We start from the raw sequence: 14,444 nt of genomic DNA on the forward strand, positions 1-14,444 counted from the left end.
GGTTCTACCTCGATTTTCTGGATTGCGACGTTCAATCAGACATCCATCGAGTTTTGTTGCTCGCCTGGTGATCCTCTTTTCTTGGTACAAGACGCAGGTGCGTAAGGCTTAGCTCGTGTTGTTTTGGAGTGATACAAGTGCTGGTTCGCTTTCTTTTGCTTTGCATAAATCACAGCTTAGAGCGCGATTGTGCGTTAACCTCGCAGTTCTCGCTGTTGCTCGCTTCTCTTTAAGGTCCACCGGAACTTTCGCTCCGGTGCCAAAGACCATCTCGTCGGGCGTCTGCCCTTGAAAAGCAAAATGGGGAACAACCGAATTGTGCTGCTCCACGTAGAAAGCAATGAGCTTGCGAATGGAACTCGCGCTATCGAGTTCGTTCAAATACAACCACTGGTGCTTCAGCTGACGCCACCAGGCCTCGATCATACTGTTCGATTCCACAATATCGACCTGCGCAAGGATACGTTGGATCGAGCCATCAGAAACAAGCTCGTTTACCGTGCCATTCACGTTTTCAACGCCCGAATCCATGACCGCAGAGGGGACTGTGTTTTCGGGGAGTCCCCTCGCTGCTTCCTTGAGGAGTTCCGCGGTCGTACCTGTTTCGAAAGTGTCGTTCAATCGCCATGCGAGAATGCGGCGCGAGAAGTTATCGAGAATTGCGTGAAGGTACACGCGGCTGCCATCGAGCAATCGAACAATGGTCGTGTCGACATGCCAATACTCATTTGGCTTCGTCGCCCGTAAGCCGATTCGAGGTTTCGGTGGGTAGATGCGTTTGCGAGACCGGATCCAATTTCCGCTTTGAATCGCTCGGTACCAAGTCGAGGTACAAGCGTAGACCTTTCCCAAGCGCGAGGCCAATCGAGCGATCGATCCGACGCTGAGATGACGATAGTCTTCGGATTGCACCATCGATCGCATTTCGGAGCGTTCCGTCGCAGTCATTTGCCCTGGCAAAGATCTGGGACAAGACGAGAAATCATCCAATCCACACTCTTGCGCGTTCCTCCAATCGTAGAAGCGTGAAGAAGAGAGGCCAATGCAGGCAAGTAACCTCGGCAATCGAACGAATCGGCTTGCACGATCAATGACTCGGAGGAGCTTTTCTTTATCGTTCCCCTGAGGCAATCGCTGGTAGGTAAGCGAAAAGCCCGATACCCGAAGCAAGACAACGCACAGTCGAAGCAAAGCTCTCAATCGTGCTATGCGCCGCTCGAGAAGGTAGACCCTCTTTTCGAGGTTCTCGACATAATCACCTTTTGCAATCAGTGTCACGACCGGTCGAGGTCGAGCTTTGGTCCAGCCATGGATCGTGGATCGAGGCACACCGATTCGTCGTGCGGTCTCCGTTCTTCCGGATTGGAAGACCAATTCCCGTAAACGGTGATCATACGAGTTCTGCTGGCGTTTAGGTGCGATCACAGTAGAGGAAGTTGGTGCGACGCTGAGGTCGCATGGAATGGAGTTGAAGAAGACAGCTGTAACTGTCTTTTGAGCTATTTCTTTTCCGTCCATCCTTTACTTGGATGCCAGCGCATGACAAATGCATTCCCATGACATGCTGCTTTGGCTGGCAGCATGAGGAAGCCTGCTAGACGAGTTGTTACTTCCTTAAGATCAAGATGGTTGACGGTCAAGTTACACTTACGCAGGAAAGCGTTCCATTGTACTGACTTTTGCTTATCCTCCGAGAACTCAGTTCTCAACGCCACTGGGAGTGTATCTGGAATAACAGTCTTACGACGATCAAAGGTTGCTTTAATGGCTTGGCAGATAAGCTCTCCATCAAATTCAAATTCTGTACAAAGGACAAAGAGGTCAAAGAAGTCCTTCATGCGGCTGTTTGCTATGCCCAGCGTCACCATGGCTTGAAACTTTTCCGCAATGACTGTTTCGCGTGGATAGGATTGGAGCGTTGGGGGTGGAAGCTCAAGTACCGTTGGGAAATCGATGAGGATAGGTTTAGGAGTAATCGCGTCCCCAAACCCGATATCCACCTGAATCGGAATGCGTGCGGCCCCCAACTTCGCATCGAATTTGATTCTGATACCCTCATACTCTTCATCTTCTTTCAGCTTGCTCGCAGAGACCGTGTCGGCCATAAAAACCAATCCATCGTCTTCTACCGGTTGATCGCATAAGTCGCGAAAAACACGAGCGAGATGATCGATATCGGGTAGTCCAAATCCAAGTAAATCCAGATCGCGCGTGGGACGATGTGCGAGACGCGTCCAGACTTGAAACATCATGGCTCCCTTCACGACGAATCGATCGCGGAACGTTGATTGGGAAAGTCGATACAGCAGACGTTCAATTGCAAATCGAACGAGAACCAAGTCGAAAGCTTCACTGTTCCTTTTGGAGATGTTCAGTAATCGCGCGCGAACCGACGCGGATACGTCTCGCGGTGACTTATTGGTCACGCTATTGCCTCCAGGTAAGGTCGAATCACGTTTGCCATGCGACAAACCTTGGCGGCCTCCCAGATTTCATCCATGGTGGCCTTGCGGGAACGAAGACAATCTTTGAGAGCCTCGATAGCAACGTCGAGGCCGATCTTATTGCGATACTTGAAGCAGTCCGCAATCGTCTTTGCTGGCGAGTATACAGGAATCGTCACGCCTTCGATCGTTCGATACTGTACTCCGAATCGTTTCGACTCCCCAGAGAATCGCGCCACGCGAATTGGGGGATAGGTCATCTGGGGTTTACGGTCTTTCTCCCCGATTGCCAACCAAACTTCATGAGGTGACTGCGTTGTCAGGTCGTGCATTCGCAGGGCGCTCAGCAGGCAGACTGTGGCATGGGGCGAGCGTTTGCACGCCTCCACGATTGACCGGAACTCGGTTGGTTCCGGATTGGGGAGCGTGTAAAGTCCCCTGCTAGTGCGTTCCAGAATGCCATGGTCGCATAGCCAGTGGAGGTAAGCGCCAGAGATGCCGATCGCTTCAACGTCACGCGGTCGGACAATCTCCATGCGTTTCAACAGCTGGAGGATCTGATCTTTTTTCGTGATCGTCATTTGCGATTCCGTCGGGAGACACGCACAAGTACCGACATATTGTAAGTCGCGGATTGCGAGAGGGCAACTCGCGAGAGGAAAAGAGAAATCTGTTCCAGGGATCTCCGTTCAATAGGGTGTTCGAGAAAAAATATGGGTCCGGTTGTGAACCGAATTTGAAGAATGGGTTCGAACTCGTTCCTACCGATAGCAGTATACCGAACGGGTCTCGAAACCGCTTAAGTCCCTTCCATAAAACAACTTGCAGCTCTTGCTAAAAGAGAGTATTGTTACGAAGAGGGTTGCGCTCGGGGAGCCTTTCAAATCCTCGGAATTTCCGAGACAACGTCGTTAACGGAAAAAGCCGAGGATTTTTATCCTCGGCTTTTTCCGTTTTTCCAATCTCAAATTCTCTGTTTTACAGTGCACTCCGGTTTAACAGCCCGGACGACTCTCTGAGAATTCTCTGTTCGGCGCTGCAGAACATTCTGGAAAAAAGCGTTCGAGAACTCGGCGCTATTAGTCGAGTTGATGGTGCGGCGAGAGTTTCTCTGAGGCCCAGTTCGTGCAATCGATGTGCTTGGACTCACTTTGGTGTAAACGGGCGATCGGTTGGGGCGTTTGTATGGTTATGTGAGTTGGTTCTAACTCGATTTTCTAGCTTGTAACGTTCACTAAGACATCCATCGAGTTTTGTTGCTCGCCTGGTGATCCTCTTTTCTTGGTACAAGACGCAGTTGGACATGGCTTAGCTCGTGTTGTTTTGGAGTGATACAAGTTCTGGTTCGCTTTCTTTTGCTTTGCATCGATCACACGATAGAGCGCGATTGTGCGCTATCCTCGCAGCTCTTGCTGCTGCTCGCTTCTCTTTAAGGTCCACCGGAACTTTCGCTCCGGTCCCAAAGACCATCTCGTCGGGCGTCTGCCCTTGAAAAGCAAAATGGGGAACAACCGAATTGTGCTGCTCCACGTAGAAAGCAATGAGCTTGCGCACCGAATTCGCACGATCGAGTTCGTTCAAGTACAACCACTGGTGCTTGAGCTGACGCCACCAGGCCTCGATCATACTGTTCGATTCCACAATATCGACCTGCGCAAGGATACGTTGGATCGAGCCATCAGAAACAAGCTCGTTTACCGTGCCATTCACGTTTTCAACGCCCGAATCCATGACCGCAGAGGGGACTGTGTTTTCGGGGAGTCCTCTCGCTGCTTCCTTGAGGAGTTCCGCGGTCGTACCTGTTTCGAAAGTGTCGTTCAATCGCCATGCGAAAATGCGGCGCGAGAAGTTATCGAGAATTGCGTGAAGGTACACGCGGCTGCCATCGAGCAATCGAACAATGGTTGTATCGACATGCCAATACTCGTTAGGCTTCGTCGCTCGTAATCCGACGCGCGGTTTCGGTGGGTAGATGCGTTTGCGAGACCGGATCCAATTTCCATTTTGAATCGCTCGGTACCAAGTCGAGGTGCAAGCGTAGACCTTTCCTAAACGTGAGGCCAATCGTGCAATCGATCCGACGCTGAGATGACGATAGTCTTCAGACCGCACCATCGATCGCATTTCGGAGCGTTCCGTCGCAGTCATTTGCCCTGGCAAAGATCTGGGACAAGACGAGAAATCATCCAATCCACACTCTTGCGCGTTCCTCCAATCGTAGAAGCGTGAAGAAGAGAGGCCAATGCAGGCAAGCAATCTCGGCAATCGAACGAATCGGCTTGCACGATCAATGACTCGGAGGAGTTTTTCTTTATCGCTCCCCTGAGGTAAGCGTTGGTAGGTAAGCGAAAAGCCAGATAGCCGAAGCAAGAAAACGCACAGTCGAAGCAAAGCTTTCAATCGTGCTGTGCGTCGTTCGAGAAGGTAGACCCTCTTTTCGAGGCTCTCGACATAATCACCTTTTGCAATCAGTGTCACGACCGGTCGAGGTCGAGCTTTGGTCCAGCCATGGATCGTGGATCGAGGCACACCGATTCGTCGTGCGGTCTCCGTTCTTCCGGATTGGAAGACCAATTCCCGTAAACGGTGATCATACGAGTTCTGCTGGCGTTTAGGTGCGATTTAAAGTCATTCCTGTGAACTTGCATTACCCAGTTCATTCGAGAGCAACTACTTGTTTTTGCAGGGGCTTGGTACTGGTTATTGCTGAGGCGATTCCTTGGAAATAACGTCGACGATATCTTGCGCGAGCCAATCTCGCTCTCGCTCTCGTCCAGTAATCTCTCTGACTATACCAAGGCGCTCCAAACGCTCCATGTCCTTTCCTGCTGTCGTTTTTGTGGTTTGTGTATGTTTCATAAGATCGGCAATATTCATTGCTGGCGAAGCAAATAAGGATTCGACGACTGGAAACAACCTAGTTGGTGCCCCATCGGTTTTAAGAAGGTCTTGAAAGCGAACTTGCAGATTAATCAATTCTTCACTTCGCCAGATGGCATCAAGCGTCTGAGTTCGAATAGCCTCCAAGAAAAACCCAATCCAGTCAGACCAAGCTTGACCACCTTGTTGACTGATTCGTAAAAGAAGGTCGACGTATTGTTTACGATTTTCGTTGATGTAAGCACTCATGTAGACAACAGGGTGCTCGAGCAGTTTCTCCTTTACCAGGGATCGTGAAATGAGAACGCGCCCTATTCGCCCGTTCCCGTCACTGAATGGATGGATGGTTTCGAATTGGTAGTGAGTGATCGCAACAGCGAAGAGAGGAGGGATATGGTCATGAGAGTTGTTTACGAAGGCTTCAAGATCGCGAATTGCATTAAGCAACTCATCTCCCGGAGGCATGGGAATAAAGCGAGCGTGTTGAGCTCCAGGTAGCGGCCCGCTCAAGTAAACACCTTTATCGCGAAACAAACCTGGGCGATGATTTTTGCCGCGAACGCTCTGTAACAATATAGCGTGCATTTCCCGAATGAGTCGTGATGACCATGGCAAGTCAGAATGGATCCCATGTTCGAGCGCTCGGACATAGTTCCAGCTTTCAAGACTGCTATCACGCGGATGCAATAAACGACCAGCCCCAGCCAATACAAGCTCTTCTGCCGTCGTGTGAATGTTTTCTACTTCAGAGGAAAGCTTCGCTTCTCGCATCCACAAGGTTCGCAACATTGCTGCCGCATTTCCAACACGCTTGTGCAAACCATTGATCTTCCCCAGCGCCAAGAGCGTTTCGGAATAGCGGTCGAAATGTTCTATCTGCAATGCCTTCCAATCAATTTTGGGAGGAAGAGGGTCGGGTACGAATGCCAACGTTTTTGTCTGAGTTGGGGGCGCCATTGGCCCATTCAGATACTCAGTGAGATAAGTGGCGACCAGCTTTCCGGGGAAACCCTTTTGGAAGTCTGCTTGATTCACTAGTCCAATCCTCGAAACCAACCCGCCTCGCTAATCCATAGATTTGCGTTTTTGTAGACTAGCGGCTGGTTTTAGTCAAGAAGCCTGGACTTACCTAGAGGTTGCGGAAGCTTGCCATTGCCGAAAGCAGTAAGTTCGAGGGAAATCGTGAGTGGATCGCACTTTTTACAATCCGAAACGCAGCTTTGAGAATGATCGCGGCAAGCAGAAATTCCATGTCGCAACGTCGGTGGAGACTCAGAACGCGATTCACCAGCAGGCTAAAGGTCCATTCCGCGACTCTTTGACTGGCCCTGGCTGGTCTCGAACCGCGTTTCTGTTAAGCAGATTTTCCGTAACGCGGCACTCTCAGAACGACCGACCGATTCGGTCTCGAACTCCGTAAGCCCCTGTTTTTCGAGCAGTTGCGAAATCGACTTCTCCGAGAAGGTTCCTTATCAGGGTCGGTCCGGGGAGGTCCAAACACTTCGGGGCAGAATGTGAAGCGATGTCGACAGATCATGAACCAAGCTCTAGCCGATGGTTTGATCGAGCAGAACCCATTCCGAGGTGTTCGGATCGATTTGAAGAGCGATAAGACCAAGAATCGATTTATCGACTCGGTGACGGCCAAGGCAGTGCTGGACGCTTGTCCCAACCAGGAGTGGAGGGTGATCTTTGCCCTGGCACGTTATGGTGGACTGCGTACCCCGTCGGAGTCGCTCAACCTCAAGTGGTCCGACATCAATTGGGAGCGAGATCGGTTCAAGGTTCGATCTTCAAAAACAGCACGCTATGGGAAGGGGGAACGGATCGTTCCTCTTTGACCCGAGCTGAGAGCCGAACTGGATGCTTTGTTCGCCATCGTGGGACCAGGGAGGGCAAGAATTTTGCGGTTGCACGGACAAGCTCGAGACTTACCGGTTTCCGACGCTCGCATTCATACGCCGCTTCGCCGCCTACCAGTGGTTGCATGCTCTCCAATCGCGTTAAGACTTCGGGCCCAACAAGTTCTTGGCTCACTCCCCATCGGAAGATTCGGCGAATCTCATTGCAAAGCTTATTGATGTAAGTCCTTGACTTGTCGCCTTCTTTTATGAAGCGATCTCGGTAGGATCTTAACTTTACCGGTCCAAAATCCGCAACCATCGTCTTGCCATCGTAGCGAGCGAGCAGGTCGCACAGGGATCGTCTTCGAACAAGATCCGTTACTTGATGCGGCTTACAGTATCTTTTGTCGATGTAGATTCTGTACGCTTCCGCGAGTTCACCGACTTTGACTGGCGTGTCCGTCAACCTTACGGCTGATTCTGAGCGAAGGAGCCCCACGACCCAAGCATCAGCCTCCTTGATTGAAAATCCTTCAGGAAGCGATAGACCGTTCTTTTGATACTCTGCGACGAGAAATGCGTACCTTGCGATAGCTTCGGGCGAATCATGCTTGCCAAGGTAAAAGTCCCGATCTTGGATCGTGACGACAGACTGTCCGCTAATATGATATCGACGAGACGGCATTAAAGTTTTTGGTCGGCCCATTAGAAAGCAACTCCTACGTTTTCTACCGAGTTTTTCGGTAGAGATCGAAGGGCCGCTCGTCGAAGTGACGGTTTCGCAATTTGCGTCCGACCAAGGAAAACATTGGGAAAAAACCCAATACACCCGATAGGATTCGAACCTATAACCCTCGGTTCCGAAGACCGATGCGCTATCCAATTGCGCCACGGGTGCGTTGGCGGGGAAGTTCGACTGCCGCCGCTGTCCGGAGTTTAGCCGATGGTGGGCGGTTTTTGAAGTGCTGTAAGGGGTTTTTTTGGCTTGCACAAGCCTCGCTCCGCCAGCACCCCTCCCCTTAACCCCAGCCCCTCTCCCCGAAGCGGGGCGAGCGGGAGCAGAATGGGGAAGGCAAAGGATTTCCTGGCGAATGCTGCGAGTCCGAATGGGAGAGCCATCTCTGCCGAGCACCGGGTGATCAACGTGTCGACCTATCCACTCCTTTGTCCTGAAAGGACTTGAGACATTAGCTGGGGGTTGAGCGATTAGCGACACCCCCGGTGGATTTCCCAAGGATGACGCATCCCGACGGGATGCAAGATGAATCTTTAATCCCTTCGGGATAGGAGAGGGTATGGGGCGCAACCGGAGGTGTCGCTGCGCTCAACCCCCGGCTAATAGCTTGGATCCTTTCAGGATCTATTGCCTGATGCGTTAGGCGATGCTGATCTGTTGAGGACAACAGATCGACATGGAGGACGACAGATCGACGAGGGGCTAGCGGATGAGGGTGCGGTAAAGGGTTTCGTATTGCTTGAGCTGATCGTGAAGAGCGAAGGTCGATTCGACTCGCTGCCGATTGATCGCTCCAAGCTCGTTGGCTCGGTCTCGATCGGTCGCTAAACGGATGACCAATGCCTCCCAAGCGTCCCAATCCGACTTCCCTACCGCTTGCTCCGACACACCACTACCCAACAGCTCTCGCACTCCCTCCACCTCCAACGTCGCGACCGGAAGGGAGGATGCCATGGCTTCTATTACGACATTGGGCATCCCCTCGTACCGGGTCGGTAGTACCAACAATTGACTGCGACGCATCCACTGGGCTACCTCTTCGCTTTGCCCCAACCAGTGAACTCGCTTGGCCACCGCGGTTTGCGAGACCTGCCTCTCCGCCGTTACCCTCTCCGGTCCATCTCCCAGCAAGACCCAGTGATGCTCCGGCAATGCACCTAAGATCTTTGGGATACGCTCGATCAAAACATCGAAACCCTTCTGATGATCGACCCTTCCCACAAATAATAAAACCGGTGCATCTTTCGGTAATGAATCGGGCCAGCGAAATGGCCTTTGACTGGCAGCTTCCCAGCGCGAAAGGGAGATGCCGTTCGGGATCACCAGCAGCTTGGACGACTCAACCCCTTCAATGTGGCTTGTCCATGCCGCGACCTCTTGGCTGACACATACCAATTTCTCCATGCGAGTCGCAGCCCACTTCCCCCAGCGATGTCTTGAGGTTCGCGGTTCCGTGACGCGATTGCCACCTACCAACGCAACTCCAAACGATGGATAGACACTCGCCGCAAGCACATTCGCGTGCCAGAGAAAGGATTGCGCGATGTCGGGCGGTTGGGTGCGAACCAGTCGACGAAGTCGCCACCATGCCAAAGGAAATTGAACGGCTCGGTCGGCATGCAAACTCACAAAGGGAACTTCCTGCGATTGCACTTCGCGGTAGAAGGCGTCGCGCGGAGGCTTGGGCGGGGAGCCGATGGAAATGATCCGGACCGCATGGTAGTTGCGGTGGAGGTAGGTGGCGAGTTCCATGCAACACCGCTCCGCGCCCCCCACTTCGAGTTCGGTGATGATCAAATCGATCTTCAATGCGTCGCCTGCTCGTGGATGGGAGTTGGAGGAACTCAGGACGGGAAAGCTAGGAAAGCTGCGTTGTCCCTCGGCCGGGAATCTTGTAATGTCCCGCTCGGAGACTAGCACCGGCTTTGCTCGAACCGCTCGTTATAGGTCTCCAGTCTGTACTGAGGCAAGGAGAGTTTCCATGGCAGATCCAACCCAGGTTGAAAAATACCGCAACGATGCGGCACTCACCCTTCGGCAACTGCATGAAGTGCTAGCTTTTCTCGCGGACGGGAACGAAGAAACAGTTGGATATGCGGTCGAAGCGTTGGAAAACTGCGGAGCGCCAGGCCCAAACGCTTGGCCGCGTCTCTCAGAGACCTTGCAAGCATCCAATAGCCTTCAAGTTTACTGGGCTGCGACGCTGGCAGGGCGAATGGTGGAGGAGCACTTGGAAGCAATTCCTATCGAGTCGCTCCGTCAAATCGAGCAATCGCTTGGCGAGCGAATCACCAATGTCGACGACATGGCGGCGAAGGAGCGGATCGGGTGGGCGATTACCAAATTGCCTGCGCTCGAAGTCGCAACCCGCCGCATATTGGAATCGTGTGCGGAGTCTGCGTCCGAGCGGTTGAAGCGATGGATCGAAGAAGCGTTGAGCAAGGCCTAGTTCATCGAACCAAACCCGCGCAAGGAGGCGAGGGATGAAAACCAAATGGAGTTGGGAAGCGATTGTCGTCAGCATGTTGATCGCCGTTTGCGGTTATATGCTCGGCTGTGAACCGAACGAGATCGCGCAGGTTGTCAACGAAGCCATTCCCACGGGTAATCAAGGCTTCCCAACCTCACCGTTCCCCGGCTCCTCAGCCCCTGTGCAGGGATATCCTGGACAAGCCGTTGCACCGCAGTCGGCAGGGCAAATGGGAGGGCAGTCCCCCGGTCAATTCGTATCGAATAGGCCACCTGAGTTCGCAGGTGCAGGTCTTCCTCCTCGCAACGGGCAGACCATTCTCATCGCCAGCTTCAACATTCAGACTCTTGGAAAGACCAAGATCTCCAAGCCGGGTATGGCTGAGAAGTTAGCGGAGATTATCCGGCAATTCGATATCGTGGCCATTCAAGAGATTCGGGATCGCGATCAAGAAACGATTCCAATTTTGCAACGTTTTGTGAACGCGACCGGAGTTCGCTACGACTACCTCATCAGCCAGCCTTTGGGGCGAACTGTTTCGAAGGAGCAGTATGCATATTTCTATAACACCGCGACCATCGTCGGTTCGCCCGATGCGACCTACATTGTCGACGATGCTGAAAAGGATTACTTGCACCGTGAACCGTATGTCGCTCGCTTCTTGACGCGAGTTCCTCCAAACTATCGCCCGTTTTCGTTCACGTTGGTCAACATCCATACCGATCCGGATGAAGTTGCCCAAGAGATTCCGGTGATGCATACGGTGCTCAAATCGATTCGAGAGTTCGAGTATCGATCGGCTGGCGAGGATGACGTTTTGCTCCTCGGGGATCTCAATGCCGAGCCGCGTCAGTTCGGAGAGCTAGGAAGAATTCCGGATATCTATTGGGTCATCGATCGGGAGCCGACCAACACGCGTCGTACCAAAATTTACGACAACATCCTGTTCGATCGCATGACATCGAGCGAGTTTACCGGAAGAGCGGGCGTGCTCGATCTCAACCAAATGTTTGGTCTTCGAACAGAGCAAGCTCTCGAGATATCCGATCACTTGCCCGTTTGGGCTGAATTCTATGTAACCGAGCAGCCCTATGGAGCCAGCGGACGAGTGGCCACCGGCGACGGTGGACTCGGCATGCGTTAGTCGGTCGGACGTTACCGCCCTTAGATCACCCCGCCGTGAACGCGGTAAGGGGTCATGTGGTCAGGTTGGTCCAAGAACCAGAAGCGTTCCCATTCTTGCAAGATCGCTCGGAAGTTATCCGAGGTGTAGATCAATTGCTGGGCGCGTCGAGAAGGCTTGGCTGAATAGATGGGAATCGCGCATCCAACCAAAGGCATCGCTGTGCAAGCTACCAAAAGCAACCATCCCAATTGCCGTCTCATTTCCATTCCTCCGTGAATATAAGCATTCGCACCGCAATGCTTTTGTGAACAAGTCTACAAAAGCGTGGAATCCGAGTCGTTGTCGGAATCGAGTTCCTCGTCGCTGACGTCGATCCGCCCCGACGCAATGTCGTCTCGAATCCGTTGTGCGAGTGGAGTGCCCTCTATCGCATTAACTCGCTCCTCCATGATCTTCCCCGGCTTGAAAGTCACCACAAACTTCTCGGGGACCTCCACTTGGCGGCCTGTCCGAGGGTTGCGAGCCTTTCGGGCTGCTCGAGTTCGAACTTGGAATACGCCGAAATTTCGGAGTTCAATCCGACCTTCCTCTTCCAGCGTTTTCACGATCGCATCGAACGTTCGCTGAACGATCGCCTTGATCTTTTGCTGGTTGATACCGGTCTCATCGGAAATCGTTTTCACGATCTCTTTCTTTGTCACGGCCGACCTCCTAGGGCTCGAAGAGAATACCTAAGTCCTTTATAGCCCTAGGTTTACTTCTGAGTCTAGGTTTGCTGACTCCATTCGTCAAGGTCGAGGCAACGCATCCAAAGGGATTGGTTCCGCACATTCCGTAAAACAGGTATCGGCGTTACGGTCCGCAAACTTGAAGCAAGCCGAAGCGATTTGGCAAAGTTTACCGTTCCAGGTATTTGCGCAGCGTCTCGAGCGTCCCCTGCAAACGCTCGAAAGCAGTCTGAAGCGTCGATTCGGACAAATCGTCCAATTGCCGCAGGGAGGTCGAAGCCTCCTGCAGGAACTGGTTCCATTGCATAGCCAGGGAGGGCAACGACCGGACTCTCTGCTCGCATAGCTTGCGCCGGTCGGTGGCTTTCGCTAGCATTTTGCGTTGAACGGAACAGGAGCGTTCATCGTCGGCTCGGGTCTTCGACTCGCATCGAAGCAGTTCCTCGCGGGCTTCGATCCACCGCTTCTCCGCTTTGCGATGTTCGTTCTTCCAATAATCAGGAAGCTCTTTTTCAAGCCAGGAGGAGATGCGCTGGAACTGCTCGCGGATCTCGTCGGCTTGTTTCCGTGTTGTGTTTCGGAGCGAGGCGATCGATTCGGCGAAGAGTTCGATGGCTTCGATGTTCTTGACGTTTGCCTCAGCCATGGCCTCGCTGGTACTCGTCGATGAGTTCGGCTTTGCGAAGCAGATAGGGGACGTGCCTTTCGCTGCTTTCGATCAGTCGGTGCAGTTGCTTGAGCTCCTGCTCAAACTCCATGGCGAACTTCTGGTGCTCTTGATCGCGCCATGACGCTGAGAGGTGTTGCATCTGCTGCGATAGTTTGGTGGATGCGTCGGAAAGCATCCCCGAAAATCGCTTGAGCTGCATGGCGAAGTTGCGCAGCTGCTCGGGATCGACGATCGCTTGGGTCATGGTGGAGTGGGTCCTTCAATGGGAGTGGATCAGCCCGATTGATAGCATAGGACCTGTAGGACCTATAGGTTGTATAGGTCGTATAGGTCGTATATTAGCAGGAACGCGTGAGCGTTCCGCTATCGGACGATGCCGAATTGGTACGTGGTCGTCTCGTCCAGCTTTTGTCCTGGTTGAAGCAACGTGGTTGGGAAAGCCGGTTGGTTCGGAGTGTCCGGGTAGTGTTGTGTTTCCAAACAGAATGCTTCGTGCTGTTTTAAGTTAGCGTTGGAAGCGTCGCCACCGAGGAAGTTACCCGTGTAGAGCTGGATGCCCGGTTGTGTGGTCGCGACGGTCATTGTGCGACCTGATTTCGGATCGGCCACGAAGGCAGCGGGGCGAAGTGTCCCGGGCTTGCCCTCCACGACGAAGCAGTGGTCGTAGCCGCGGGTGGCTTCCAACGTTTGGATCCGGTCACCAATCTTGGTGGCTTGGGTGAAATCCAATGCAGTGCCTCGAACTGGAGCGGTCTTCCCGATCGGAATCATGTCGTCGTCGACGGGCAGATATTCGGTAGCATTCAGTTGGAGTTCGTGGCCATGGACATTGCCGCTGCCGATGCCTCCGAGGTTGAAGTAGGCGTGGTTGGTGAGGTTGACATGGGTCGATTTGTCGGTGGTGGCTTGGAACCGGATGGTGAGCTTATTGTCGTTATCCCAAACATAATCGGCTGTCACGTTGAGGGTGCCGGGGTAGCCTTCTTGTCCGTCGGGGCTGACCAGCGAGAAACGGAGTCCGACGCTCACGTTGGTTTGCAGTTTCTCAGCCTTCCACATCAATTGATCGAACCCGATCTTTCCCCCGTGGAGATGATTGGGGCCATTGTTGACGAAAAGCGAGTACTCTTTTCCGTCGAGGCTGAATTTGCCTTTGGCGATTCGATTGCAGAATCGGCCGACAGTGGCACCAAAATAGGGATGGCGCTCGAGATAACCGGCGATGGAATCGAAGCCGGCGTTGACGTTGGCTTTTTTGCCGGAGCGATCAGGGACATCGATCGAGACAATGATCGCGCCGTAGTCGATCATTTTGACCGTGTTCCCTGCGGCATTGGTCAAGGAGTAGAGGGTGACGGGATCGCCTGCGGGTGTCTTGCCAAAGGGACGGGACTCGATGCTCATTGCGTTCTTCGATTCGTTTGCGAAAGCGGAGAAAGGGAGGATGGCCAAAGCGATGGATGCGAATTGGCTGAGAAGAAAGTGTCGACGAGGCTTGATCATAGAAGTTTTCATCCGGAAGGAGAGGGGGCTCATGAGATGTTTC

The 14,444-nt window shown here is 52.9% G+C and carries 14 protein-coding genes and 1 tRNA gene; 3 read left to right on the forward strand and 12 right to left on the reverse strand.

Features of this window, described 5'->3' with window-relative positions; translation table 11 throughout:
- Positions 1-108: 108 nt before the first annotated feature.
- The 5 genes from SH467x_RS09840 to SH467x_RS09860 all read right to left on the reverse strand — a co-directional run bounded on the left by SH467x_RS09840 (position 109) and on the right by SH467x_RS09860 (position 6,359).
- The gene (locus SH467x_RS09840) at positions 109-1,329 is read right to left on the reverse strand and encodes a DDE-type integrase/transposase/recombinase (protein ID WP_482371095.1); all 1,221 of its coding nucleotides are present in this window, start codon (positions 1,327-1,329) and stop codon (positions 109-111) included.
- Between the two features lie 170 nt (positions 1,330-1,499).
- Positions 1,500-2,339, reverse strand: coding sequence for a nucleotidyl transferase AbiEii/AbiGii toxin family protein (locus SH467x_RS09845; RefSeq protein ID WP_482371096.1), 840 nt, complete (start codon positions 2,337-2,339; stop codon positions 1,500-1,502).
- Positions 2,340-2,422: 83 nt separating this feature from the next.
- Positions 2,423-3,025 (reverse strand): type IV toxin-antitoxin system AbiEi family antitoxin domain-containing protein, encoded by a 603-nt coding sequence (locus tag SH467x_RS09850; RefSeq protein ID WP_482371097.1) that lies wholly within the window; start codon positions 3,023-3,025, stop codon positions 2,423-2,425.
- Between the two features lie 727 nt (positions 3,026-3,752).
- Positions 3,753-4,973 carry a DDE-type integrase/transposase/recombinase gene (locus tag SH467x_RS09855; protein WP_482371098.1) on the reverse strand — a complete coding sequence of 407 codons (1,221 nt, stop codon included), beginning with the start codon at positions 4,971-4,973 and terminating at the stop codon, positions 3,753-3,755.
- A gap of 171 nt (positions 4,974-5,144) precedes the next feature.
- On the reverse strand, positions 5,145-6,359 hold the full coding sequence (locus SH467x_RS09860; RefSeq protein WP_482367939.1) for a Fic family protein: 1,215 nt from the start codon (positions 6,357-6,359) through the stop codon (positions 5,145-5,147).
- A 500-nt stretch (positions 6,360-6,859) separates the two neighbouring features.
- Between SH467x_RS09860 and SH467x_RS09865 the strand changes: the two genes are divergently transcribed.
- Positions 6,860-7,165 carry a hypothetical protein gene (locus tag SH467x_RS09865; protein WP_482371099.1) on the forward strand — a complete coding sequence of 102 codons (306 nt, stop codon included), beginning with the start codon at positions 6,860-6,862 and terminating at the stop codon, positions 7,163-7,165.
- Positions 7,166-7,992: 827 nt separating this feature from the next.
- Here SH467x_RS09865 and SH467x_RS09870 read toward each other — a convergent pair.
- Together SH467x_RS09870 and SH467x_RS09875 are read right to left on the reverse strand one after the other, a co-directional pair.
- Positions 7,993-8,066: transfer RNA gene (locus SH467x_RS09870), tRNA-Arg, on the reverse strand.
- 540 nt (positions 8,067-8,606) lie between these two features.
- Positions 8,607-9,713, reverse strand: coding sequence for a glycosyltransferase (locus SH467x_RS09875; RefSeq protein WP_482371100.1), 1,107 nt, complete (start codon positions 9,711-9,713; stop codon positions 8,607-8,609).
- A gap of 172 nt (positions 9,714-9,885) precedes the next feature.
- Between SH467x_RS09875 and SH467x_RS09880 the strand changes: the two genes are divergently transcribed.
- Both SH467x_RS09880 and SH467x_RS09885 read left to right on the forward strand, forming a co-directional pair.
- Entirely contained in the window at positions 9,886-10,353 is a 468-nt protein-coding gene (locus SH467x_RS09880; RefSeq protein WP_482371101.1) for a hypothetical protein, read from the forward strand.
- Positions 10,354-10,387: 34 nt separating this feature from the next.
- Positions 10,388-11,518 carry an endonuclease/exonuclease/phosphatase family protein gene (locus SH467x_RS09885; RefSeq protein ID WP_482371102.1) on the forward strand — a complete coding sequence of 377 codons (1,131 nt, stop codon included), beginning with the start codon at positions 10,388-10,390 and terminating at the stop codon, positions 11,516-11,518.
- A gap of 20 nt (positions 11,519-11,538) precedes the next feature.
- On the opposite strand, the gene SH467x_RS09890 is transcribed toward SH467x_RS09885, so the two are convergent.
- From SH467x_RS09890 to SH467x_RS09910, 5 genes are all read right to left on the reverse strand, one after another.
- Positions 11,539-11,760: a hypothetical protein gene (locus tag SH467x_RS09890; RefSeq protein WP_146677400.1), complete on the reverse strand. Its 222-nt coding sequence runs from the start codon at positions 11,758-11,760 to the stop codon at positions 11,539-11,541.
- Between the two features lie 54 nt (positions 11,761-11,814).
- Entirely contained in the window at positions 11,815-12,201 is a 387-nt protein-coding gene (locus SH467x_RS09895) for an HU family DNA-binding protein (protein WP_146677401.1), read from the reverse strand.
- A 196-nt stretch (positions 12,202-12,397) separates the two neighbouring features.
- On the reverse strand, positions 12,398-12,874 hold the full coding sequence (locus SH467x_RS09900; RefSeq protein ID WP_482371103.1) for a hypothetical protein: 477 nt from the start codon (positions 12,872-12,874) through the stop codon (positions 12,398-12,400).
- Positions 12,867-13,142, reverse strand: a complete 276-nt coding sequence (locus tag SH467x_RS09905; protein ID WP_482371104.1) for a WXG100 family type VII secretion target — start codon at positions 13,140-13,142, stop codon at positions 12,867-12,869. Before SH467x_RS09905 ends, SH467x_RS09900 begins: the two co-directional genes overlap by 8 nt.
- 119 nt (positions 13,143-13,261) lie before the next feature.
- The gene (locus tag SH467x_RS09910; RefSeq protein WP_482371105.1) at positions 13,262-14,401 is read right to left on the reverse strand and encodes an aldose epimerase family protein; all 1,140 of its coding nucleotides are present in this window, start codon (positions 14,399-14,401) and stop codon (positions 13,262-13,264) included.
- Positions 14,402-14,444 lie beyond the last annotated feature (43 nt).

Origin of the sequence: Brakhagea slesvicensis, assembly GCF_052161625.1 — a bacterium.
Taxonomy (GTDB): domain Bacteria; phylum Planctomycetota; class Planctomycetia; order Pirellulales; family Pirellulaceae; genus JBKCUI01.

Bases quoted from the DNA above. Each gene is read 5' to 3' on its own strand.
- SH467x_RS09850 (WP_482371097.1), bottom strand. From the start codon at position 3,025: ATGACGATCACGAAAAAAGATCAGATCCTCCAGCTGTTGAAACGCATG.
- SH467x_RS09865 (WP_482371099.1), top strand. From the start codon at position 6,860: ATGAACCAAGCTCTAGCCGATGGTTTGATCGAGCAGAACCCATTCCGA.
- SH467x_RS09880 (WP_482371101.1), top strand. From the start codon at position 9,886: ATGGCAGATCCAACCCAGGTTGAAAAATACCGCAACGATGCGGCACTC.
- SH467x_RS09885 (WP_482371102.1), top strand. From the start codon at position 10,388: ATGAAAACCAAATGGAGTTGGGAAGCGATTGTCGTCAGCATGTTGATC.
- SH467x_RS09890 (WP_146677400.1), bottom strand. From the start codon at position 11,760: ATGAGACGGCAATTGGGATGGTTGCTTTTGGTAGCTTGCACAGCGATG.
- SH467x_RS09900 (WP_482371103.1), bottom strand. From the start codon at position 12,874: ATGGCTGAGGCAAACGTCAAGAACATCGAAGCCATCGAACTCTTCGCC.
- SH467x_RS09905 (WP_482371104.1), bottom strand. From the start codon at position 13,142: ATGACCCAAGCGATCGTCGATCCCGAGCAGCTGCGCAACTTCGCCATG.
- SH467x_RS09910 (WP_482371105.1), bottom strand. From the start codon at position 14,401: ATGATCAAGCCTCGTCGACACTTTCTTCTCAGCCAATTCGCATCCATC.